Raw genomic sequence first — 23,969 nt, forward strand, 5'->3', positions numbered from 1 at the left:
AGCGCGATGCACCCGCCCAGCGCGGCGAAGCGCTGATCGAAGTTATTCCAGAGGGCTCTTGCTGCGGCCCCGTATCGCCGGTGGCGTAGCGCATATTCATCGATTGACGATGATGTTCGAAGCGCGTTCCGGCAGCGGGTGGCCGCGCCTCCATCTCAAACCCGGAACGGAGCGAAGAGGGCCTGACCACAGGCTTGCCTGTGCCGCGTGTCGCCCTCTGGCCGCGAGCGGTCATATTCCATTCAATCCTCCAACCAAGCGAGGGATCGCTGTTTGCGTGCTTCTTGACGGCCTAGGGACCACCCGTGAACGCGGAGTGAAGCGAGCTTTGGTGATTACCGGAAATATGCGCCGAATCCCGCTACTTCCAGGACGCGCGCGGCCGGAAGTGATACGATGATCCGGTAAGCTTGCAGGTCGACCGAAATTACTGTTCGCAAGCCGCAATGAGCCGCAGGCTCAGCGCGCGTTCAACGCGCGACAGAAAGGCCGTTTTGATAACCTTCTTCCGCCGCGTCTTCGAGCGCGGCCCTCCGTCGTCGCCTTGGGACAGTCTGAAACCGGTTCGCGAAGAACTCTTCAGCCTGGAGCGTCTCGAGGAGCACGCTCGAAGCCTTGCGCTCGCGCAGCCTGTGACACCAACGCCGACGAGGGGCTATCCGCTGGCACGCCGCCTCGCCGACAACGCGGCGGTGCTTTTGAACGCTTACCATGTCAATGCCAAGGCGATCGACGAGGGACGCGCGATCACCCCGGCGGCGGAGTGGCTGGTCGACAACTACCATCTCGTCGAAAGGCAGATCCGAGAAATCCGCTCCGATCTTCCGCCCGGCTATTACCGGCAACTACCCAAGCTCGCCGAAGGGCCGTTTGTAGGATACCCGCGCGTGTTCGGGGTGGCTTGGGCCTTTATTGCCCACACCGACAGCCGGTTCGATGCTGAAGTCCTGTGCCGTTTCGTGAGGGCCTATCAGCACACCCAGCCCCTAACAATCGGCGAGCTCTGGGCGGTTGCGATCACGCTGCGGATCGTCCTTGTCGAGAATCTCCGCCGGTTGGCAGAGCGAATCGTGATTGGTCGCGCCGCACGGCAGGAGGCGGATAACCTTGCCAATCGCCTCCTCGGTGTCGGTGGGTCCGCCGCGGACCCGGTATCAGTGGTGCTCGCCGAGTATCATCGCGCGCCGCTGCCGGATGCATTCGCGGTCCAGCTGGTGTACAGGCTGCGGGACCAGGATCCAAGGGTAACTCCAGCGCTGACATGGCTCGACGAGCGTCTGGCGGCGCAGGGGACAACAGCCGACGCCGTGGTGCGCGATGAACACCATAGGCAGGGCGCCGCGAGCGTCACGGTGCGCAACATTATCACCAGCATGCGCCTGATTTCCGACGTGGATTGGACGGAGCTGTTCGAACGCGTCAGCCTCGTCGACGAGGTGCTCGCCGCCGGACACGGCTTCTCAAATATGGACTTCCCGACGCGCAATCTCTATCGCAGCGCCATCGAGGACCTGGCGCGCGGCTCAAACCGCACGGAGATCGAGATCGCGCGCAGGATCGTCCTGGCCGCAGGAGCGGGGATCTCCGAAGGCGGCGACGGGGACAAAGAGCGCCGCGCCGATCCAGGCTATCACCTCCTCGCTGGTGGACGCCGCGCATTCGAGATCTCAGTCGATTACCGGCCGCCGCTGCGCGCCTGGCTCGGACGCCTCAACCGATCTGTCGGCATTGGCGGCTATTTGGGTGCCATCGGTGTCGTCGCGGTAGCGCTTCTCGCCCTGGTGCTGTCGATCGCTACTGCCAGCGGGCTCGGTGGCGGATGGCTGGGCTTGCTATGCATCTTGGGGGCGATACCCGCCATCGACGCGGCGGTCGCATTGGTGAATCGCAGCGTGGCGCAGAACTTCGGCTCGACGTTGCTGCCGGCTTTGGAGCTTCGCGAGGGCGTGCCTTCTCACCTGCGCACCATGGTGGCGGTACCGACGATGCTCGCGACCCGCGCGGCGATCGAGGAGCAGGTCGAGCGGTTGGAGATACATCATCTCGCAAGCCCCGAAGGCGATCTGCATTTTGCACTGCTGTCTGACTGGCGGGATGCCGCATCTGAGCATGTCGATGGCGATGAGGACTTGCTTAAGGCCGCGGCAGACGGCATAGCAGAGCTTAACCGCCGTCATGGGCCGGCGACCGGCGGCCGCCCTCGCTTCCTGCTGTTTCACCGCCGCCGGATCTGGAACGAGAGTGAGGGACGGTGGATCGGCTGGGAACGCAAGCGCGGCAAGCTTCATGAGCTGAACCGGTTGCTGCGGGGAGCGACCGATACCACGTTCGTGCAGTGGAACGGGCGTTCGCCCAGGGTTCCCGCCAACGTCCGATATGTCGTCACTCTCGATGCCGACACCAGATTGCCCCGCGACACGGTGCGCCGGCTGATCGGCAAGATGGCTCACCCACTGAACCGCCCGCGCTTCGACGTGGTGGCTGGGAGGGTGGTGGAAGGCTATGCCGTCTTGCAACCACGTGTCACGCCATCGCTGCCCATCGGCCGCGAGGGCTCCCTGTTCCAGCGTGTCTTTTCCAGCATGGGAGGGATCGACCCCTATGCTGGCGCCGTCTCTGACGTCTACCAGGACTTATTTGGTGAAGGGTCCTACACTGGCAAGGGTATCTACGATGTCGATGCATTCGAGTCCGCCCTCGCCGGGCGGGTGCCAGATTCGACACTTCTCAGTCACGATCTGTTCGAGGGTGTTTTCGCCCGCGCCGGTCTCGCCACCGATATCGAGGTTGTCGAGGAGTTCCCTGCCCGCTACGACGTTGCCGCCCTGCGTAACCATCGGTGGGCGCGTGGAGACTGGCAGCTCCTGCCATGGATATTCGGTCGTGGGCCGCGTGCTCAGGAGGATCACAAGCGAGCTGCGATGCCGGCGATCGGCCGCTGGAAGATGCTGGACAACTTGCGGCGGACGCTGTCGGCTCCAGCCGCCATCCTCGCCTTGCTGGCTGGATCCGCACTGCCGCCGGAAGCCGCGCTCGTTTGGACCGTGTTTATCGTTTGGACAATCGTGCTGCCTACTCTCATCCCGGCCCTCGGCGCGATCATGCCAAGCCGAGCAGGGATTACGATGCGCAGCCACGCACGGGCGTTGGGCAGTGATTTCCGTCTCGCGCTGACCCAGTCTGTTCTCCTGATCACGTTCCTCGCCCATCAGGCCTGGCTGATGGGCGATGCGATCGGACGAACCCTGGTCCGGCTGCTGGTCACGCGCCGCCATCTGCTTGAATGGGTTACGACCGCCCAAGCGACAATTGGTCCGCGTCTCGACCTTCTCGGTTTTTATCGTCGAATGGCGGGCGCTGTTGCCATTGGCGTTGCGGCCTTGGTCTTTGCCTTGCTTGCGGGGGAGGGGAGTTGGCCCCTCACCGGTGCATTCGCAGCACTCTGGATCACGTCGCCAGCCATCGCTCGATGGGCAAGTCGATCGCCCTTGGTGGCAGGACGGCTTTCTGTATCGGAGGCCGACTCGCGCGCCCTGCGCCTGACCGCACGCCGCACTTGGCGGTTCTTCGAGACTTTTGTGACGGCGGTCGATCACATGCTGCCGCCGGACAATTTCCAGGAAGACCCGGTGCCGGTGGTAGCGCATCGCACGTCGCCGACCAACCTCGGCCTCTACCTCCTTTCCGTGGTGACTGCGCGCGACTTTGGGTGGCTGGGCACGATCGAAGCGGTCGAACGGTTGGAAGCGACGCTGTCGACCATGAGCGGCCTCGCGCGATTTCGAGGCCATTTCTACAACTGGTATGACACGCGGGACCTGCGGCCACTGGACCCTCAATACATCTCCTCCGTCGACAGCGGCAATCTGGCGGCCCATTTGATCGCGCTCGCCAACGCATGCCGCGAGTGGCGCGATCTGCCGCTCACTAACCCCCAGCGGCTCGCCGGAATCGAAGACGCGGTATCGCTTGCCAACCACGAGGCAGACCAGCTGCGCGACGGCAGGCGCACGCAGATCGTAACGTCGCGCCAGCTCGATGACGCGCTCAACCTTCTGATGGCTGGCGTGCGGCGGATACCGGCGCACGGCGAGAATATTGCCGACCTGCTTAAGCAACTATCAGCCAAAGCAGAGACGATGGCAGATATCGCTCGCGCGTTGGCGCTGGAGCGCGGCGACGCCGACGCGGACATGCAGTTCTGGGCGCAGGCCGCCCGGGGGGCGATCGAAAGCCATTGTCGCGATCTTGTTCCATCAGCGGACGCAACTGCCTCTCTAGCAGCGCGCCTGTCGGCACTGGAAGGTACCGCCCGCGCGATGGCGCTTGCGATGGACTTCGGATTTCTTCTTGATCATGACCGCAAACTGCTCTCGATCGGCTATCGTGTGGCAGATGGCGCACTCGATCCCAGCTGTTACGATCTTCTCGCTTCCGAGGCGCGGCTCGCGAGCTTCGTGGCGATCGCCAAGGGAGACGTTCCCGCCCGTCATTGGTTCCGACTTGGCCGCGCTGTTACGCCGATCGCGCATGGCGCTGCGCTGATCTCGTGGTCGGGATCGATGTTCGAATACCTGATGCCATCGCTTGTCATGCGCGCGCCGGCCGGGAGCCTGATCGAGCAGACGAGCCGCCTCATCGTGCATCGCCAGATTGAATATGGAGCGAGGCTCGAGGTCCCCTGGGGAGTCTCCGAATCCGCCTACAACACCCGCGATCTGGAACTCACCTACCAGTATTCGAATTTCGGCGTTCCCGGCCTGGGGCTCAAGCGCGGCCTCGGTGACAATGTCGTTGTCGCGCCGTATGCCACCGCGCTCGCGACCATGGTCGATCCGCCGGCGGCAGCTCGCAATTTTGAGAGACTGGCCGACGTCGGCGGCCGCGGCCGCTACGGCTTCTACGAGGCCTTGGACTACACGGCGATCCGGATGCCGGAGGTCAACGGCGTCGCGATCGTGCGAGCTTTCATGGCGCACCATCAGGGCATGACGATCGTCGCCATCGCTGATGCCTTGCTGGATGGTGCCATGCGGGCGCGGTTCCATGCCGAACCCATCATTCAGGCGACGGAACTGCTTCTGCAGGAGCGCACGCCACGTGATGTTGCGGTGACCCGTCCCTGGGCGGCCGAAGCAAAATCGGCGGCGAGAATTCGGGAGGTCGAACCGTCCGGCAGCCGGCGGTTCACCTCGGCAAGCGACCCCACGCCTGCCACACATCTGCTCTCGAATGGCCGCTACGCGGTCATGCTCACGTCCGCCGGCTCAGGCTATAGTCGCTGGCAAGACCTGGCGGTCACCCGATGGCGCGAGGATCCCACCTGCGATGATTGGGGCTCCTATATCTTTCTTAGAGACGTCCACAGCGGCGACGTATGGTCAGCGGGCTTTCAGCCGAGCGGCGTACAGCCTGACGAGTACAACGTCGTATTTGTTGAAGGCCGGGCAGAGATCGTGCGCCGCGATGGGACACTGACGACGACCTTGGAGGTGCTGGTCTCGCCGGAAGACGATGCGGAGGTCCGGCGCGTCTCGATCTCAAACTACGGCGACAGCGATCGGGAGATCGACGTTACCTCCTATGCCGAACTCGTGTTGGCCGCCCAGGGTGCCGACATTGCTCATCAGGCCTTCTCCAAGCTGTTCGTCGAGACGGAGTATCTTGCCAACGTCGGCGCCATCCTGGCGACCCGGCGACGGCGAGCGCCGACCGAGCCCGAAATCTGGGCCGCGCACCTCGGCGTCGTTAGCGGTGAGTCCACAGGCAAGCCGCAGGTCGAGACCGACAGAGCCCGGTTCCTCGGCCGGGCCCGCGGCATCCGCGCCCCGATCGCGGTCATCGATGGTCGACCGCTCTCGAATACGGCCGGCACGGTGCTCGATCCGGTCTTCGCCTTGCGCTACTGCGTGCGCATTGCGCCGGGCGCCACCGTGCGTATCGGCTTCTGGACGATGGTTGCCCCAACCCGAGAGGCAGTTCTCGATCTCATAGACAAGCATCGTGATATCACCGCGTACGACCGCGCGGCTACGCTGGCTTGGACACAGGCGCAGGTGCAGTTCCATTATCTCGGCATTAGTCTGGGCGAAGCGAGCCTCTTCCAGCGTCTTGCAGGTCATGTACTTTACGCTGCTCCGACGATGCGCTCGTCCTCAGAAACGATCCGTCGCGGCGCCGGTGCGCAGCCAGGGCTATGGGGGCAGGGGATTTCCGGCGATCTGCCGATCGTGATCCTGCGCATCGCCGACACCGAGAATCTCGATGTCGCGCACCAGTTGCTGCAGGCGCACGAATACTGGCGGATGAAGCAGCTTGCGGTCGATCTCGTCATCCTGAACGAGCGTGCATCGTCCTATGTCCAGGATCTTCAGGTCGCGCTGGAGACCTTAGTCCGCACGAGCCAATCGCGACCACAGATCGGCGTGGATGGGCCGCCGGGCCGTGTCTTCGTACTGCGCGCTGATCTGATCTCAGCGGAGACACGTCTGCTACTCACCTCGGTGGCACGGGTGGTGCTCGTCGGCCAGCGTGGCAGCCTGTCCGATCAGCTCGACCGGATGCCTAAGCCGACGGTCCAACCTGCTTCAAAGCCAATTCTCGCCGATCGAGAGCTGCCAGCGGCGCCATCTCTGCCGGAACTCGAGTTCTTCAATGGTCTTGGTGGCTTCTCCAACAGCGGAAAGGAATATGTGACCATTCTTGGCCCCGGCCAGTCGACGCCTGCGCCATGGATCAATGTTGTCGCCAACCCCGCCTTCGGCTTTCAGGCAGGGGCAGAGGGCGGCGGCTACACCTGGTCCGTCAGCAGCCGCGAGAACCAACTGACGCCCTGGTCGAACGATCCCGTCACCGATCGTTCAGGCGAGGTGTTTTATGTGCGGGATGACGACACGGACGACCTGTGGTGTCCGACGGCCTCGCCGATCCGCGACGACGCGGCGACCTATGTCGCGCGCCACGGCAGGGGATACAGTCGGTTCGAGCACATGGCGTACGGGATTGCAGTCGATCTCGTCCAGTGCGTGCCGATCACCGACCCGATCAAGATCTCGCGGCTCAAGCTTCGCAATACGTCAGGCCGCACCCGGCGGCTTTCCGTGACGGCCTATGTGGAGTGGGTTCTCGGGCCCTCGCGGGCCGCCTCCGCCGCCTTCGTGACAACGGAGATCGATTCCGACACCGGCGCGATGTTCGCCCGCAATCCATGGAATCCAAGTTTCGGATCGCGTGTTGCGTTTGCGGACTACGGTGGCCAGCAGACCGACTGGACGGGAGATCGGCGGGAATTCATTGGTCGCAACGGAACGCTCGCTAACCCGGAGGCACTTGCCGGGGGAGAACCGCTCTCGAACAAGGTCGGCGCTGGCCTGGATCCGTGCGGGGCGCTGCGCACCTCGGTCGAGCTCCCGCCGAACAGCACGGTCGAACTCGTTTTCATCCTGGGTCAGGCCACGAACGCTGAGGACGCACGGAATCTCGTAGCACGCTACCGCAAAGCGGATGTCGCTGTCGTGTTGTCCGAAGTCGAGCGATATTGGGACGATTTGCTCGGCACGGTCCAAGTGAAGACGCCGGATCGATCCATGGATATTCTGCTGAACGGATGGCTGCTCTATCAGACGCTTGCATGCCGTCTCTGGGCCCGATCCGCGTTCTATCAGGCGAGCGGGGCTTATGGCTTTCGCGACCAGCTGCAGGATGGCATGGCGCTCGTCAGCGCGCGCCCGGTGATGACGCGCGAGCATTTGTTGCGGGCGGCGGCTCGGCAATTCGTTGAGGGCGATGTCCAGCATTGGTGGTTGCCCCATTCCGGCCAGGGCGTGCGCACGCGAATTTCGGATGATCGCGCCTGGCTTGCTTTTGCCGTCGCCCAGTACGTGGATGTAACCGGAGACGCGGCCGTTCTTGACGAGGTGGTTCCATTCCTCGAAGGCCAGAAGCTCGAACCGGGCGAGCATGACAGCTTCTTCCAGCCAACGATTTCCGACGAGACGGCCACCTTGTTCGAGCATTGCGCCCGGGCCCTCGATCATAGCCTCAAGCTCGGCAGTCATGGTCTGCCCCTGATCGGGACGGGCGATTGGAACGATGGCATGAACCGCGTCGGCGAACATGGCAAAGGCGAGAGCGTCTGGCTCGGCTGGTTCCTCCACGCAGCGCTCACGGCCTTTGCGCCACTCGCCGATGTGCGTCGCGAGCCCGGCCGCGCAGCGGCCTGGCGCGCTCACGCTGCTGCGCTGCAAGCGTCGCTCGAGCGCGAGGCGTGGGACGGCGACTGGTATCGGCGCGGCTGGTTCGACGACGGCACGCCGCTCGGCTCGGCGGAGGGCGAGGCCTGCCGAATCGATTCGATTGCGCAATCCTGGGCCGCGATATCGGGTTCAGCGGATTCGGAGCGCGCAGCCCGCGCCATGGGGGCAGTCGAGCGAGAGCTGATCCGCCCCGAGGACGGCTTGGGGCTGTTGTTCGCACCGCCGTTCGACAAGACATCACTTGAACCGGGATATATCAAAGGCTATCCGCCGGGGATCCGTGAGAATGGTGGCCAATATACCCACGCCGCTTTGTGGTCGGTGATGGCGTTCGCCGCGCTTGGCGAGGGCGACAAAGCGGCAGGACTGTTCTCGCTGCTGAATCCGATCAATCACGCCCGCACACGAGCGGAAGTTCACCGTTACAAGGTGGAGCCCTACGTGGTCGCGGCCGACGTCTATGCCGCGCCTGCGCATATGGGGCGAGGCGGATGGACGTGGTACACGGGCTCTGCCGGCTGGATGCAGCGGGCCGGCATCGAGAGTATTCTTGGGGTGCGATTGCAAAGCGAGTTCTTACGCCTGGACCCTTGCATCCCGAAGGATTGGCCGCGTTTCGAAATAATGGTTCGATACCGATCGGCGCGATACGAGATCACGGTCGAGAATCCCGGCAGAGTGACCCACGGCATACTGTCCGCGACGCTTGATGGCGTGGCAATGACCCAGCGACCATTACGCCTGCCGCTGCAGGATGATGGCGCGATCCATCATGTCCAGGTGACGCTGGGCGCATTGATGGTGCCGGGCGCCGGGAAGGAGGGTGAAGGTGAGTCAATCGGCCAGCCGGCCCTGAGAACGGGGATGGATCGGGGGGCAGGCTAGGGTAGAATGTTGTACCAATCAGGCCCGACCCTCAGCCGCCGCCTGAAGCCAAGTCGTCTGGTCGAAATGATTGCGGAGAGAGTGGCCATGGGCGAGAAGAAATCGGTCGCACGCACGGCGCCGCGAAAGCCAGCGAACGGCGGGCCGGCCCAGGGAGTCACGAAGGCGCCCCATTTCGACGCCCATCGATTCCTGACGTCGGTCGGCGCTGGCCGGTCCAGCGCGACCTTCAAGCCGAAGGAAATCGTCTACCGGCAGGGAGACGCGGCGGACGCCGTCTACTACATCGAAGCCGGCAAGATCCAGCTCACGGTCATTTCCGAACAGGGCAAAGAGGGTGTCATTGCCATGCTTGAGCCCGGCGAGTTCTTCGGTGAAGGATGTATCGCCGGCCAGCCCTTTCGGATGGCGTCCGCTACCGCTACGGCAAGATCGACGATCATTAGAATCGAAAAGGCCGCGATGATCCGGGTGCTCCATGAACAGCCCGCAATGTCGGAAATGTTCATGGCATTTCTATTGTCGCGCAACATCCAAATCGAAGCGGATCTGATCGACCAGTTGTTCAATTCAAGCGAACGGCGGCTCGCCCGGCTTCTCTTGCTTCTGGCCAATTTCGGCAAAGAAGGAAAGTTGGAGTCGATCATCCCGACTATCAACCAAGATATTCTGGCAGCGAAAGTGGGGACGACGCGCTCGCGGATCAATTTCTTCATGAACAAGTTCCGAAAGCTGGGTTTCATCGAATATAATGGTGGACTGAAAATCCACACATCGCTGCTGAACGTCATTGTCCACGATCAAGTTTCGCGGAAATCGCACGGCTGAGCCGCCGCATCTGACCGGCCTTATTTGAGGCATCATCTGCCGCGAAGATTTGTTGGTTGCTGTGCCATTCTGAACGGCGCGGCGTGGTTCCGTCAGATAGTGTGATGCTGTCGCCGCGGCCATAATCGCCTGCGGCGAAGCTCGCCGGGTCATTCGGCAGAACGACTGGCAACGATCATGAGAATCTGGAGTGCGAGCGCCGTTAGCCGGTATTATATCGATCCCGAGATCAAGTTCCTTCGGGCTGGGAATCGGGGAATCGGGAAACCTACGGTCGCTGGCTACTACATCGTTCCGCATTACGGCCCGGATCGCTGCCAGGCCTTCGGCGGCGTTTCCATGGTCGATCTCGGTCCATTTTCTACCCGCACCAAAGCGCGCAAATGGTCTCGCGCGTACCTGACATAGCTTGCAGGAACAGCGCGTTAGGCGCCTCCACGATATAGGGGCATTGATGGCGGCATGAACTTGCTGCTCATGTGCTGTATTGAACTGCGAACGGCTTGTCGATCCGTTAGAAAAGAGTGAGCATCAAAAGGAATCTCGATGGCCGACGACAGGTCCGAAAGGCTAGTCGATCCCCGTGTCAGCCCGTATCTGCGACTGTCGCTCCGCACGTTGAAGGAAGCGGAGCAAGATAACGATGCTTCGCGCCGTCACTTGATATCGGTGCCGTCGCCGCCAGATTTTCGGGCGCCGCGATCTCCTGCCTCGCCGGACCACCAGGATGTCGCAAGCCCGAGAAAGCAGCGTTGAAGGCTACGCGTGCCGCGCCTAGGAAGGCTGATCTCCTGAATATTGAGTTCGATTTCAAGGTTTTCAGACGCTCTGTCTATTTATCCACTATTGCGTTGAAACTTAATAAGCGAAGCACCATATAGTAAATGCCGCCACAAATTATTGTTTAAGACAGAACGAGCTTTTAGCTCTATTTTCGACCCCACTCCAGGCTACCCGGCAAGCCAGTGCGTTCAATGCCAAAACTGGTCCAGCCAGAGGTATGCCGGTGACGCCGGCCAAAAAGAATGTGCCGGGTGCAACTCCGGCCAAGCAGTTCCGAGCCTCGGCTGTGGGGGACTGTCCCCCACAGTCCATCTCGATTACCGAGCCGGCTGTCAAATTGGAGCGAGCCATGACAATGCGGACGATGAAAAGCACCGTGACGTTTATGCGACCCTTCAGGCTGGGCGCGCTGGGTGAGCAGCTTCCGGCCGGGCGCTATCTCATCGAGACCGACGAAGAGCTGCTGGAAGGAGTGTCTTTCCCCGTCTACCACCGGACGGCAACCATGATGCAGCTCATCGCGGATCCCGCGCGTCCCGGCGTTACGGAGATTGCCATGATCGATCCCGAGCAGCTCACGGAAGCGCTGGCAGCCGATGCGGCGCAAGCACTAGTGATCAACATTGATCCGGCGAAGGTCGAGCCATGAGAACCTGGATCGTGCCGCCGATCGTCATTCCGTTAGCGATCTTCATCGGTATCGCCATCATGATCGTACTGAAATCGACCGCGTAAGAGGATTGATCCGAATATGACACTCACTTATGTCCAACAGCCGCAAGTAATCCGATCCAGTCCCCGGGAACAGCCGAAGGGTGGCGGCAAGTCAGAGGACTTGGATCAACGGCGCATCGACGATCGACAATCTCTTGAAGCCGCCGTCTCCGAAGGGTGGCCGGCGCTACAACCTGGCGCACGAGTTGCCAATGTGAGATCGCATCGGCCGTCCCGCACTGGATCACAAACCTGGCAGCGCCGAAGGACTAACAAGGTTCAGCCGTGATGGCTGTTGCTGCTTGCACTCTGCGCGAAAGCGCACCCGGAAGGACCAAATCAACATGACCGCCAAAGATGTCAGATTCGGCGCCGACGCGCGCGAGCGCATGCTCCGCGGCATCGATACTCTCGCCAATGCCGTCAAAGTGACGCTGGGTCCCAAGGGCCGCAATGTCGTCTTGGACAAGTCCTACGGGGCGCCGCGGATCACCAAGGACGGTGTGACGGTCGCCAAGGAAATCGAGCTCGCCGACAAGTTTGAGAACATGGGCGCGCAAATGGTCAAAGAGGTGGCTTCTCGCACCAGCGATCTCGCCGGCGACGGCACGACCACGGCTACTGTCCTGGCGCAGGCGATCGTGCACGAAGGCGCCAAGGCGGTCGCAGCAGGCATGAACCCGATGGACCTGAAGCGCGGCATCGACATGGCCGTCGACGCGGTGGTCAAGGATATCCAGTTGCGATCGAAAAAGGTGTCGACCAACGCCGAAATCGCGCAGGTCGGCACCATCTCGGCCAATGATGATCGGGAGATCGGCAAATTGATTGCCGAGGCCATGCAGAAGGTGGGGAACGAGGGCGTGATCACGGTCGAGGAAGCCAAGAGCCTCGATACCGGCCTTGAAGTCGTCGAGGGCATGCAGTTCGATCGCGGCTATCTCTCGCCCTATTTTGTGACCAACCCCGACAAGATGCTCGTCGAGCTCGAGGAGCCCTACATCCTCCTGCACGAGAAGAAGCTGCCTGCCCTGAAGGCCATTCTTCCCCTGCTGGAAGCGGTTGTGCAGAGCGGCAAGCCCCTGCTGATCGTTGCCGAGGATATCGAGGGCGAGGCGCTCGCGACGCTGGTCGTGAACAAGCTGCGCGGCGGCCTGAAGGTCGCGGCGGTCAAGGCCCCGGGCTTCGGCGATCGCCGCAAGGCAATCCTGGAAGACATCGCCATCCTGACCGGCGGTCAGCTGATCAGCGAGGATCTCGGCATGAAGTTCGAGAGCATCACGCTCGACATGTTGGGCAAGTCGAAGAAAGTTCACATCGACCACGAAAACACCACGATCATCGACGGCGCCGGCGCCAAAAAGGCGATCGAAGGTCGCGTTGCCCAAATCAAGGCGCAGATCGAGGAGACGACGTCCGACTACGACCGCGAGAAGCTGCAGGAGCGCCTGGCCAAACTGGCCGGCGGTGTCGCCATTATCCGCGTCGGAGGGGCTACCGAGGTCGAAGTGAAGGAGCGCAAGGACCGCGTCGACGATGCAGTGCACGCCACGCGAGCCGCAGTCGAAGAAGGCGTCGTTCCCGGCGGTGGCGTCGCGCTGCTCTACGGCATCAAGGCGCTTACCCGTCTCAAGCCGAACAATAACGACCAGAAGGCCGGTATCGACATCGTCCGCCGCGCTCTCGCTTACCCGACCCGTTTGATAGCCGACAATGCCGGCGCCGATTCCTCGATGATCGTTGGCAAGCTCCTGGAGCAAGGCGATGTGAACCGCGGATTCGACGCCCAGACCGGCTCCTACACCGACATGGTGAAAGCCGGTATCATCGATCCGACCAAGGTCGTACGTCTCGCCTTACAGGGCGCCGCGTCGGTGGCGGCGCTCCTCATCACTACCGAGGCGATGGTGGGCGAGAAGCGGAACAGCCAGGAGGGCTCACTGCCCGCTGGCGGTGGCATGGGCGACGGCGCATTCTAGGTGCCCAGAGTTATCATCTCCAAGAGTGGCGGTCCCAGAGGAACTCAATGGTGACAACAGCGATCCATGCGACCAGAAACGTTGGAGAAGAAGATCTTCTCGAATGCGTTCCTCACCTGCGTGCCTTTGCCTGGTTTCTCGCCAAGAACCGCGACCGTGCCGACGATCTCGTCCAGGATACGATTGTTCGAGCCCTGACTGCGGCGCACCAGTTTCACGTGGGGACCAACCTGAAAGCCTGGATGTTCGCCATCCTGCGCAACTTGCATTACAACGAAGTGCGGAAGAACCGTGCGCACATCCAGTCCCTCGACGATCCTTTGGCATACGAGCCGACCGTGCTGCCGAGCCAGGTGGCAAGCCTTGAATTCGGCGATTTCCGGCGCGCTTTCCGGCAACTCGCCGACGGCCAGCGCGAAGCCCTGATCCTGGTGGGCGCCACCGGCCTGTCGTACGACGAAGCCGCCAAAGTGTGCGATTGCCCGAAAGGCACGATCAAGAGCCGAGTATCGCGCGCTCGCCGCGAGCTGCTGCAGATTCTGGAGGATGGGCTGCTGGCGGACATGCCGACGATCACGCCCAACGTCGGTACCGATGCCAGCGCGGGCACGGCCTCATGGCATTGCTGCAGCCGGTAGTTCGGCACGCGGGTTCAGGTGATGGATGCGGTGAAAGCCGATATTGCCGCTGAACCACTGCAATACCTTCGGTAGGCGCAGGAACGACGCGCTGTCGAGCGACGCCGTGCTGGCGTTCCATGCCGATTGCCGTACCCATCGCGCTCCACCGCGGGGCCGGTAGTGCTGGGCAGACTCCTGGGCATGCTGTCGGCCGATATGGCCATCGACCTGGGCACGACGGATACGCTGATATACGTCAAGGGCCGTGGCATCGTTGTTGAACGAGCCGCCGGTCGTCGCCATCGCCCAACACAAGGGACGCAAGCGGGTGCTGGCGGTGGGCGACGAAGCGAAGATGATGCTGGGCCACACGCCCGCCAGCATCACCGCCATCCGCCCCTTGCGCGATGGCATCATCGCCAACAGAACGCATGATCGATTCTGCTTGGGAGCAGTTCATGAGTGCCAAGCTTGAACAAAAGCTCATGGTGCTCCGTGAGGCTATCGAGAGCTGCATGCTGACGGACCACCCCGCTGAACATCAGCTCACCGAGATCGGCATCATCGAGAGCGAGTGGGCGGAGCATCATGGCGGATGACGCCTATGCCAAGTTCAGGAACGACAATGCCGTGCCGGAGATCCGGATCGGGATCAAGGTATTCAAGTGCATTGGCGTATCGCCGCCCCAGGATCACCCGCACATCTACCTCGACATGGGCGACGACGGCACGATCCGGTGCCCCTACTGCGCGACCTTGTTCCGCTTCGACCCGCGCTTGGGTTCAGGCGAGGCCGACCCACCTGACTGCTTGTTCATTGATGAACTAGGCGAGTAACGAGAAAGGCCTGATGCCCGAGAATGTCGCTCCGAAACTCACGGAACGCCATCTGGTCGAGGGGGAGATGCCTGCGCGATCCCGTTCCCCCCTGTTGCGAAACGGCCGTTACGCGCCTCGCAATGGTCAGCTGCACCGTTCCAGAGATCGCCACCATCACCGGGCACTCTCTCGCGGATGTCCAGGCGATCTTGGAATGCGCACTACTTCCACGGGATCCCGCGCTGGCGGAGAGTGCGATCAGGAAGCTCGAAGCGGGAACAAAGACGCCCAACTGGTCAATGTGGGTCTGGCGAAGGAATGAGAATAGCTGAATGAAATCAAGTGGCTGGGGGACTAGGACACCAAAACCCCGTCCAGATTTGCCAATTAAGTCAATGATATTAAGCGCGTGCCGTGTGACAGTGGCACACTATGGCACCTCTATCAGATCGTCAACGAGAGTGGAGGTCGGTTGGATCATATGTGGGCACTATTGCCCGTGGAGGGGATGCTGAACCTCATCGATTTCTTCGAAGAGGCCGCCGCTCTCTGTTGACACGCCTATCGCGATGGCAAACGACTGGCGAAACGTAGTGAGATAGAAGCCAAGTCGAGCGTCATCAGTAATCGCGAACCCGTAGCTAAATTGGTCATGCAGCTGGCGGTTTCCTCGGTGCAACTCGGGGATCTCTCGGGCAAGGTGGAATGCGCTCTCGGGTATTTTCCCTTCAATTGCATCGAGGTTTGAGAACCAACGGGAAATGATCTCTCCCGTGGCTGGTATGATCCTGCCGGTATGTAGGTAGTGAAGGGCGCAACCAAGCTTCGTTCCATAGGCCGTAACAGCATCGTGAATGCGCTGGTCCTGCAGCGATATCATCGGAAGCCCCTCCAGTGTGTTTCCATCGTGCAATGCAACTCCGTGGTGTGCTGCTTCGCGGAGTTGTTGAGCTGATTGGGCCATAGCCTCGAGGAGGCCCGGCACGTTGTTACTGACGCCACGCATAGCCTTTCGCATCTCCTCACGGGCTTGGGGAGTTGCAGGGTCCGGATACATTCTTGAAAGCAGGCTAATGATCAGTTCGTCGGTGCGTGTGGCATCATTGCAGTGCCCGCAGGCGGGGAAAGCGTAGCCTTCGGGCCAGACTCGTCCGTCCCAGATCGCCCGCGCTGGGATGTGGTCTTCGGTGGTTGTCTTCGCTGTGCCACCACAGAAACAACAGAATGGGTGTTCTTGGAGAAAGGCTTCACGCCGCTTTTTCCTTTCCCGCCTTGTTAGTTCTGCCATTTGACGCTGCTTTCTTTATGGAGCCGGGGCACTCTTCCCAAGGTGCGGTCCGTTAGACCGATTGTCCTGATACTCGGTTGGAAAACCTGCATGCAAGCTCAGCTACTGTTTGTGGCCGCAGGGCAGCCATACGGAAAACCTCTCGCTAGGAGGCGCTGAAAACCCAAGCATTTCGGGGTCCGAGAGCAAGGCGCCGCCCCATACGGAATACAGTTGTCAACCGTATGGACGCTAGCTATGGTCACTTACGACAGCATGGGGGCGGCAATGGGCAAGAAGGTTGCGATCTATATCCGAGTGTCGACCGACGCTCAGACCACGGAGAACCAACGACTAGAGCTGCAGCGCGTCGCACAGGTCTCAGGATGGGAGGTCGTCGGAGTTTATGAGGACGCTGGTATCAGCGGTGCTAAGGGCCGTGGTGATCGCCCAGGGTTCGACCGCCTGTTGAGGGATGCAGCCCGGCGTAAGTTCCAGCTGATAGCCGCGTGGTCCTTAGATCGCCTTGGCCGTTCGATGCAGCACCTAGTGTCCTTCCTAGGGGAGGTGCAGGCTCTAGGGGTCGATCTCTACCTTCACCAGCAAGCCCTCGACACCTCCACGCCAATGGGCAAGTGCGTGTTCCACGTAGCGGGTGCGTTTGCCGAGTTCGAGCGGGAGCTGATCCGGGAGCGGGTTAAGGCCGGCCTCAGCAGGGCGAGGGCGAAGGGCAAACGGCTCGGGCGCAAACGCGTTTCCCCGGAGACCGAGGACGTCGTGCGGCGGCTCCTGAGCAGCGGCAAAGGCATTCTGAAGGCCGCACGGGAGGCTGGAGTCGGGGTCTCTGTCGTTCAGCGTATCAAGGCCGAAGCTGCGTGAGGTTCGCTAGGGTCCCCCGGGTCCCCATCCTCGTAACCCTGAGCGAGGGACCCAAGAAACACGACTTCAAAAATGTCGGTAAAGGTCGCCCGCTATTGTTGGTGTTCGGCCTTTCAGTGAAGGTCGATTGCCGCCCCAAGGCCGCCCGCCTTAGCTACCCATCGCTTGGCTTGCTTGTCTCCCTGACGTAGTAAGTGCGATGACTCCGACCAAGTCGCGGGGGCCAACAGCGACATGACAAAGCATCGATCGGCGACGGCCGCCTCTCCTGAAATTCCTGAGGGGGCCCGCAGGGGACTCACGTGAGCCGCTTCAAAGCTATTGAGGCGAAGGGCTCGTGCTGGCCGTGAAGTGGGTTGCCTCATTGGCCATCGTTAGTTCGTTTTCCAATCAATGCGGCACTGCTTGAGGAGCCACAGGGATGTCCGGTCGAGACCTGGTCCAATCTTGGACACTGAGGATGGCGAAGGATGCAGCAAAGCAGTCCAGCCTGGGCAGAGCACACTCCGCTGGAGACCATCTGAAGACAGCTCAAGTCTCTGACCGCCTATGGATCCTCGCAAACGAACACGGCAAGCTTCGTCTGGTAGGACACTTCGTCATCACTGCTGCAGGGCTGAATCAGCGGCAAGCAGCAAAGCTTTTGGGCGTGCCCCCTTCTAAACTCTGGGAAGGCAAATGGCACGTGTTAGGCGATGTTCCCCGGGAGACGGTAGGCTCGCTCATTGACATACATCACCTCGCTGAGCACCTACGGTTCGAAAGCAAGACAGCTACACGCCTAAAATTGAAAGATGGCCGACTTGATCCTCAGACGCTTAGGAGCCTACGAGTGTTGACGCCGGAGTCTGCTGCACATCTCAGAGAGGTATGGAGGGCGATGATCGCTGATCGCCATAAGGGCAGACAATCCAATCCAGCGTGGCATCGAGACGAACTGATTCTCGCGCTGGACTTCTACCTCCAGCACCGAGCCCAGATGCCAGCCAAGGGCAGTGATCGCGTCCTTGACCTCAGCAATACTCTCAACAAATTGGCCATAGCGTTAGGGCAACGCGGCGACGCGACCTATCGCAATGCAAATGGCGTATACATGAAACTGATGAACTTTCGGTCGCTAGACCCTGGCTACACGGTCGAAGGAAGGGTGGGCCTAACACGGATTGGACAGGGTGACAGAGAAGTCTGGCGCGACTACGCAGGCGATCCGGAGAAGTGCCGAGCGGCAGCGGCGGCAATCTACAAGGCGCTCGAGGTGGATGATGCCGACTTGTCGCCCGGTGAGACTCTCGAGGTGGCGGAGGCAGAGGAAGGAAGGCTGCTTACCATAGTTCACCAGCGGCGAGAGCGCAGCCGCAAGCTCGTTGAGGCCAAAAAGTCTTCCGTTCTCCGCGAGCGGGGTAAGCTCTGTTGCGAGGTGTGTGGCTTCGACTTCTCTGTAGAGTTTGGGGAAAGGGGCCGGGGCTTCATCGAGTGTCATCATACAAAGCCCGTTACCTCCCTTACAGATGGCAGCAAGACAAAGATTAGTGACTTGGCGTTGCTGTGCTCCAATTGCCATCGCATGGTCCACATTAAGCGACCGTGGCTATCTCTCGTCGAATTGCGCAAGTTGCTTCGCGATCAGAAGCCATGAGGGCGAGTGTCGGTGGTTCAGCGCATCAAAGCCGAAGCAGCCTGAGGCTTACTTTGGGGCCCCGAGGCCGCTTTGCTGAAATGGTAACGGACACGCGCGAACTCCACTTCAAACCTCCTCGCCCCGACGACGCCGGCCCGTGCTAAGGTGCTTTGCGGGTCGGACGCGTATTGGGAGGGGGGCGTGCCAGAAACTCTTGATGAACTAAGGCGGCGGTTTGAAAAGCATCTCCGCCATGTCGATGAGACAACGCTCGTCGTGCTGAAAGCGCACTTGCTCATCGAGGAGATGTTAGACTCGATTATCTCCTCGTTCGTCTTTCATCCTAAATTCATTGAGGCAGCGAATCTGCGCTTTGCCCAAAAGATATCCGTTGCTCGCTCAATGTCGCTCGATGAACATGAGAATGAGATGTGGGAAATCGCAGTGAAGCTGAATAGCCTGCGTAACGAACTCGCGCACGCCCTCGATTCGCCCAAGCGCACCGCGAAGACGCAGGCTGTGATCGATCTGTATTTCCGGCTGTCTGCCGACGCGCGGAACCCACTGCAAGGTCAGCCGGAGCACATTGTGCTCTCATACGCGGCCGCGTTCTTTCTTGGGTTCCTCTCCTCCTTCTATGAGGAGGTGAAGCGTTTCCGGCACTACGTCGATGCGCTTGACGAGGTTATGAATAGGCATCGTCACGCTCCTGAAGGCGGGCCCGCCTGAGAGCAAGCAGAACGGCCCACGACGCGCCAGTGATCCAGCTCCTGACCTGCGGGGGATGCGCAATAGACAATTCGCGACTTGTAGTCTCTCGAAGGGATATCCCCGGGTCCCCTTTGGGCCTGATTGCGCGGATGGGACCCAAAAGGGCCTTTCAAAAAATGCCGGTAAAGGCCCCTTCGCTGTTGTTTGTGTTAGAGCTTCTAACGGGGTGCGAGCCGTGGAGCCGTCCCAGGTGGCAGTGCAATCCTGCTGGTGGAGGTGCTGTGACTCCACAGCAAAATAGTGGTCCGGGTCCCTCCGGAGCTAATCCCACTGGAGATCGCCCCACCCCATTTTCAAAAATTTCGCTAAAGCCTCTTTGGCCTTGTTGGTGTTCGTCATTCAGTGTGCGAGGCTCCCTTCCAGGGCCGAATCGCCCGTATAGTAATGGCACCTATTGTGTGTCGTAGCGCGGTCAGGTGGGGATCTGCACTGCCGCACTATCGAGTCTAGGCTGCTTAGGCGAGGGGGGACATTATGGCCGTGCCGGACTATCAAACGCTCATGCTGCCGTTGCTGAAGTGTGCAGCCACGGGCGAGGTGAACAGCCGCGATTGCATGGCAAAGCTCGCCGATGAGTTCTCGTTAACAGACGAAGATCGAGCGCAGCTACTACCTAGCGGTCGGCAAACCTTGTTTTACAACCGCCTTCAATGGGCCAAGACATATTTGGTCCAGGCTGGCCTCTTGGAGATGACCAAGCGGGCACACTTCCGCGCATCGGAGGCAGGTAAGAAGGCGCTCTCCCTCGGACTGGAAAGAATAGACAACCATTTCCTCGAGCAATATGAACCCTTTCGCGAATTCAAGTCCCGCAAGGGCAGCGAGGAGGGAGAGATACTTGCGCCCAGTCCCGCGTCAGGCGCTGTCGGGGAACTCCCGCCAGAAACTCCGGAAGAGAGGATAGACGACGCATTCGCTGAAATAGTCGGCGAGCTTCGGACCCAGCTACTACAGCAGATCATGGGATCCTCCCCTGCCTTCTTCGAGCGTCTCATCATCGACCTCCTCCTAGCTATGGGCTATGGCGGATCAAGGGCAGAGGCGGGTCGGCAGTTGGGCAAATCGGGCGATGGTGGTATCGACGGCGTGATTAACGAGGACGCCCTTGGCTTGGGTATGATCTATCTCCAGGCAAAACGGTATGCCCCCAACAACACTGTTGGCGAGGGCGAGATCAGAGGCTTCTCTGGGGCGCTGCTTCGGCATGGGTCTTCAAAAGGGGTGTTTGTAACGACGAGTCGCTTCTCGGATGCGGCGAAGAGCTTTGCTCTCGAGGTCAGACAACAGCGGTTGGTGCTCATTGATGGCGAGCAGCTCACTCGTTTGATGATCAAACATGGCGTCGGGGTTAGGACAGAGCGGGTTCTGGAGCTAAAGAAGCTAGACCTCGACTACTTTGATGAAGACGAGTGACTAGGTCGGTGCGTTGCATGTAATGGTCGAGGGTCTCATGGTGCAATCCCCTATGCTTAAACATGCGATCGAAAGCCTGGAGCAGGGCTTGGCGCATTTCCTTGAGGGAACCGAGCGAAGTCGAAAGTTCGCGTTGCTACATATCGACAACGCGGTTGAGCTGATGCTCAAGGAGAAGTGCGTCGTATTGGGCAAGTCTATCTATAAGGGTGATGGGACGACGCTCACGATCCATGAGGCTTTCAATTCTCTGAAGAAAGAGGGCGTATCCATTCCGGAGCAGCCACGCCTTGAGGAGTTGCACGATCTTCGAAATACAATCCAACACAAGGGGCTTGTCCCCGACTCGCTCACAACCAAGTTTCACGTCGAGGTCGCGTATAGCTTCACGAAGCGTTTCCTCGAAGCGGAATTGAGCATCCCACTTGCTGATGCTCTTCCCCCACAATATCGGCTTTTCATGGAAGGGGTGACGCCTCAGTCCAATGCTCAGACGTCGGAATTAAGTGAGCACATTGATGCTGAGGCAGCGACAGTCCTATCCACGGCTCTCAAGGAGGCTTGGAAGGCGGCCAACCCCATGTCGCAGGTTGTCGCTGGCTATAGCGTGCTCGAGCAAGTGGTGCGTATGCTTGGTGATGTTGATCCAACTGGTAAACGGATCCGATTTCGGACCACTCTTAGGGATGCGGCGGCCCGCACTGGCGCCGATAAGCTAAAGTTCGACAAGAAGCTGAACGAGGTCTTCGCCATTCGAGGGCAGGCGTTAAGGCCGGACCATTCTGTAACCGAAATCGAAGCAATCAGGCTTCTTCGCGCTGTCGAGTCAATCGTCAAGATGTTGGGTTTGAAGGCTAAGGCGAGTAAGCCAGGCATAGGCGGGCCCGCAAGGGCATCAAAGGTATCCGGTGATGCCTTGGGTTCAATCGCCAAGGCTCGAGCAGCACGTCCCGAGGCATAGCTCGTCCAATACTGTCTAGCTTGCCATCGCGCTGAGGAGCAGGCCTTATCCTTCGGGCGTAGGCGTTCGCTGAGTTTGAGCGAGACCTGGGGTTCCCCCGGGCTCCCTTTTTGATGGCAAGCGAGGGACCGAGGAGACAGTCTCCGTGTCTCGTCCTACAGCCAGGCCAGGGAAGTCGGTGTTGTCGGTGATTCAGCGCATCAAGACCGAAGCGGTCTGAGGTCCCGTAGGGTCCCCCCTTGCCCCTTCTTCCCGAATCCGAAGCGACGGACCCCCAGGGCACCTTTCAAAAATGCCGCTAAAGGCCCTTCGCTGTTCTTGGCGTTCGCCCGCATCGTACAGAGCTGCCCAACATTGGTGAGACCTCTACGTGGAATGGTGGGCGGCGGAGCCGACTTCCGAGGGTGGGTTCAGCGAGTACGACGGCCTTTGAACTTTGCAGCGGACGTGCGTAGCCAGTGCCGGGCCTCGTCGCGATCCACATGAAGATCAGCATAGGGTCGGTCGCGATCGCCGCCCGGACGATATGAACACACATCGATATCTTCGTAGGGGCCGATCAGAGGCATGGGGTCAATCTGATGGTCCCGCCAGTGCTCTGGTGGTAACAGGAGTAGGGGTTCTGCCAAGGTGAGTGGGTCGAAATCGCCTTTCCTATTTCTGCCCCAGATGCGGAGTTCTCCATCTGCGCCGGCCTGACGAATAGCGTCGGCAATATCGAGGAGTTGAAGGGAATGGTCAGAAGTGAAGTCCCATCCTTCAGCGACTGCATCAGCCATTATAGCTCGTAGGGGCACCCGCTGCGTTCGCTTCTCTGGTGCTACGGGATGGACGAGAATCGCATACCCCACGATGATCGCCCCGACCACGATCACGACGGCGGTGCCCAGCGGTGTCAGCAGAAGGTCTCTAACCGTGCGCCACTGATCTATGACCCACTGAACTTGGGAAATCATCCCAAGCACAGCCCATGCTACGCCCAGAATCAGTATCAGCCAGCCGACTAATCCCGTCGGTGATCGGGAACGGCGGAAAGCGGATCGGACCCGCTGTCGGAGGCCCTCAGCCATCTCTACTCCCCATGCGACTCGTGGTTGGACAATATCATCGGATGTAACCGGAGGCACTACATGCGGGCTCGAGATCGCTTAGGTGTGCCTTTCAAACGCGCGGGAGCCAACTAGACCTGATGCCCGGGACATGACTATTCGATTGGGAAACCCATCTCCTGAAGAGCTTTGGCCGCCCGAGGGCTATAGAGCTTCATGCCCGCCTTCTGAAGCGACAGGATGTAGTCCGAGTTGAACTTATAGCTCGGTGCGAGGCGAGCGACCCGAGGCGTTGAGAGTTTCATGCCTTCCAAGAGGCACTCTCCGGTCCCGTTCCGTGTTATAAATAGAACCTCCTTACTGTGCGCGTTCAGGCTCAAAGTGGTTGAACGACAATCGCCTTGAGCTTCAGCAATGATCTCCTGATTAGTCCATGAGCGGACCTGATACATGGAGGTCGATGGCGCGACGAAGTATCCACTGCCATCAGGATTTGCCGTGCCACCCGGCGTCCAGACTGAGACCTCGTAGTCGAAGCACCAGCCCATGGTCTGCCAGCACTCGACCTTGTGGTGGTTTAGAGGGAAGGCAATCTTGTCGCCCTCGATTTCCATCCTGCCCTCCGCGGTCGCCAGCGGAGCATTCATGAATATGCTGACTTCGTCCCCGACACCTGGGAAGGACAGCGTGGTCATATGGATCGCCGCTGCTGCCTGACCAAGAGCCTTGAACTGCGACATCGTAAGCTCGCCTGTAGCCTTGGCACCAATGCGCTCCTGGAACTCTCTCGTTCCCCTCCGGAGTTCTTCATCACTGATGTCTAAGGGGTTTGTATCGACGTAATAGAGGTCCCTCAGGCTCTGAACGTGCATCCAACGAATCAGCTTCAGAGTCTTCTCACCGTCCTTCTCACCCTCGGCCAGCTTCTGAAATACGGCTAGGGCAGGGAGTTCTTCGATCTGCTCGGGTTTGAGCTTGTTGAGCTGGTCCTTGGTCAACCTCTGTATGTCAACGGTGTCAGCATTGACAGCCGCCGACATGATCGCGAGAGACATCCCCAAGACTAGATATCGAAGAATTTCCATGATGCCCTCGCTGACTACTGTGTGTGGCACGTGCCGAATGCGA

15 protein-coding genes and 1 pseudogene are annotated in these 23,969 nt (G+C 60.3%); 13 read left to right on the plus strand and 3 right to left on the minus strand.

What is annotated here, in order from left to right:
- The first annotated feature begins 692 nt into the window (after positions 1-692).
- The 8 genes and pseudogenes from DTX69_RS22725 to DTX69_RS22760 all read left to right on the plus strand — a co-directional run bounded on the left by DTX69_RS22725 (position 693) and on the right by DTX69_RS22760 (position 14,901).
- Positions 693-9,140 carry a GH36-type glycosyl hydrolase domain-containing protein gene (locus tag DTX69_RS22725; protein ID WP_407643994.1) on the plus strand — a complete coding sequence of 2,816 codons (8,448 nt, stop codon included), beginning with the start codon at positions 693-695 and terminating at the stop codon, positions 9,138-9,140.
- 87 nt (positions 9,141-9,227) lie between these two features.
- Positions 9,228-9,968: a Crp/Fnr family transcriptional regulator gene (locus DTX69_RS22730; protein ID WP_284736000.1), complete on the plus strand. Its 741-nt coding sequence runs from the start codon at positions 9,228-9,230 to the stop codon at positions 9,966-9,968.
- A 1,132-nt stretch (positions 9,969-11,100) separates the two neighbouring features.
- Positions 11,101-11,400, plus strand: coding sequence for a hypothetical protein (locus DTX69_RS22735; RefSeq protein ID WP_162917471.1), 300 nt, complete (start codon positions 11,101-11,103; stop codon positions 11,398-11,400).
- Positions 11,401-11,809: 409 nt separating this feature from the next.
- Positions 11,810-13,444, plus strand: coding sequence for a chaperonin GroEL (gene groL, locus DTX69_RS22740; protein ID WP_119303884.1), 1,635 nt, complete (start codon positions 11,810-11,812; stop codon positions 13,442-13,444).
- Positions 13,445-13,491: 47 nt separating this feature from the next.
- The gene (locus DTX69_RS22745) at positions 13,492-14,082 is read left to right on the plus strand and encodes a sigma-70 family RNA polymerase sigma factor (RefSeq protein WP_119303885.1); all 591 of its coding nucleotides are present in this window, start codon (positions 13,492-13,494) and stop codon (positions 14,080-14,082) included.
- A gap of 198 nt (positions 14,083-14,280) precedes the next feature.
- Positions 14,281-14,488: pseudogene (locus tag DTX69_RS22755) on the plus strand (rod shape-determining protein); the annotation flags it as partial.
- A gap of 34 nt (positions 14,489-14,522) precedes the next feature.
- Positions 14,523-14,663, plus strand: a complete 141-nt coding sequence (locus DTX69_RS30350) for a hypothetical protein (RefSeq protein ID WP_162917472.1) — start codon at positions 14,523-14,525, stop codon at positions 14,661-14,663.
- Positions 14,653-14,901 carry a zinc-finger domain-containing protein gene (locus DTX69_RS22760; RefSeq protein WP_119303886.1) on the plus strand — a complete coding sequence of 83 codons (249 nt, stop codon included), beginning with the start codon at positions 14,653-14,655 and terminating at the stop codon, positions 14,899-14,901. Before DTX69_RS30350 ends, DTX69_RS22760 begins: the two co-directional genes overlap by 11 nt.
- 472 nt (positions 14,902-15,373) lie before the next feature.
- On the opposite strand, the gene DTX69_RS22770 is transcribed toward DTX69_RS22760, so the two are convergent.
- The gene (locus DTX69_RS22770) at positions 15,374-16,171 is read right to left on the minus strand and encodes a hypothetical protein (protein WP_162917473.1); all 798 of its coding nucleotides are present in this window, start codon (positions 16,169-16,171) and stop codon (positions 15,374-15,376) included.
- A gap of 267 nt (positions 16,172-16,438) precedes the next feature.
- Between DTX69_RS22770 and DTX69_RS22775 the strand changes: the two genes are divergently transcribed.
- The 5 genes from DTX69_RS22775 (at position 16,439) to DTX69_RS22795 (ending at position 21,792) form a co-directional block, all read left to right on the plus strand.
- Positions 16,439-17,029 carry a recombinase family protein gene (locus DTX69_RS22775; protein ID WP_119303953.1) on the plus strand — a complete coding sequence of 197 codons (591 nt, stop codon included), beginning with the start codon at positions 16,439-16,441 and terminating at the stop codon, positions 17,027-17,029.
- 460 nt (positions 17,030-17,489) lie between these two features.
- A complete protein-coding gene (locus DTX69_RS30825; protein ID WP_284736001.1) occupies positions 17,490-18,665 on the plus strand; it encodes an HNH endonuclease in 1,176 nt (391 codons plus the stop codon).
- A 183-nt stretch (positions 18,666-18,848) separates the two neighbouring features.
- The gene (locus tag DTX69_RS22785; protein ID WP_162917474.1) at positions 18,849-19,376 is read left to right on the plus strand and encodes a hypothetical protein; all 528 of its coding nucleotides are present in this window, start codon (positions 18,849-18,851) and stop codon (positions 19,374-19,376) included.
- 516 nt (positions 19,377-19,892) lie between these two features.
- Positions 19,893-20,831, plus strand: coding sequence for a restriction endonuclease (locus DTX69_RS22790; RefSeq protein WP_119303890.1), 939 nt, complete (start codon positions 19,893-19,895; stop codon positions 20,829-20,831).
- Positions 20,832-20,868: 37 nt separating this feature from the next.
- Entirely contained in the window at positions 20,869-21,792 is a 924-nt protein-coding gene (locus DTX69_RS22795) for a hypothetical protein (RefSeq protein WP_162917475.1), read from the plus strand.
- A 410-nt stretch (positions 21,793-22,202) separates the two neighbouring features.
- On the opposite strand, the gene DTX69_RS22800 is transcribed toward DTX69_RS22795, so the two are convergent.
- Together DTX69_RS22800 and DTX69_RS22805 are read right to left on the minus strand one after the other, a co-directional pair.
- Positions 22,203-22,748, minus strand: coding sequence for a hypothetical protein (locus DTX69_RS22800; RefSeq protein ID WP_119303892.1), 546 nt, complete (start codon positions 22,746-22,748; stop codon positions 22,203-22,205).
- A gap of 248 nt (positions 22,749-22,996) precedes the next feature.
- The gene (locus DTX69_RS22805) at positions 22,997-23,926 is read right to left on the minus strand and encodes a hypothetical protein (protein WP_162917476.1); all 930 of its coding nucleotides are present in this window, start codon (positions 23,924-23,926) and stop codon (positions 22,997-22,999) included.
- Positions 23,927-23,969 lie beyond the last annotated feature (43 nt).

The organism is Dongia deserti, assembly GCF_003574735.1.
In the GTDB taxonomy this organism is placed as follows: Bacteria; Pseudomonadota; Alphaproteobacteria; order Dongiales; family Dongiaceae; genus Dongia_A; species Dongia_A deserti.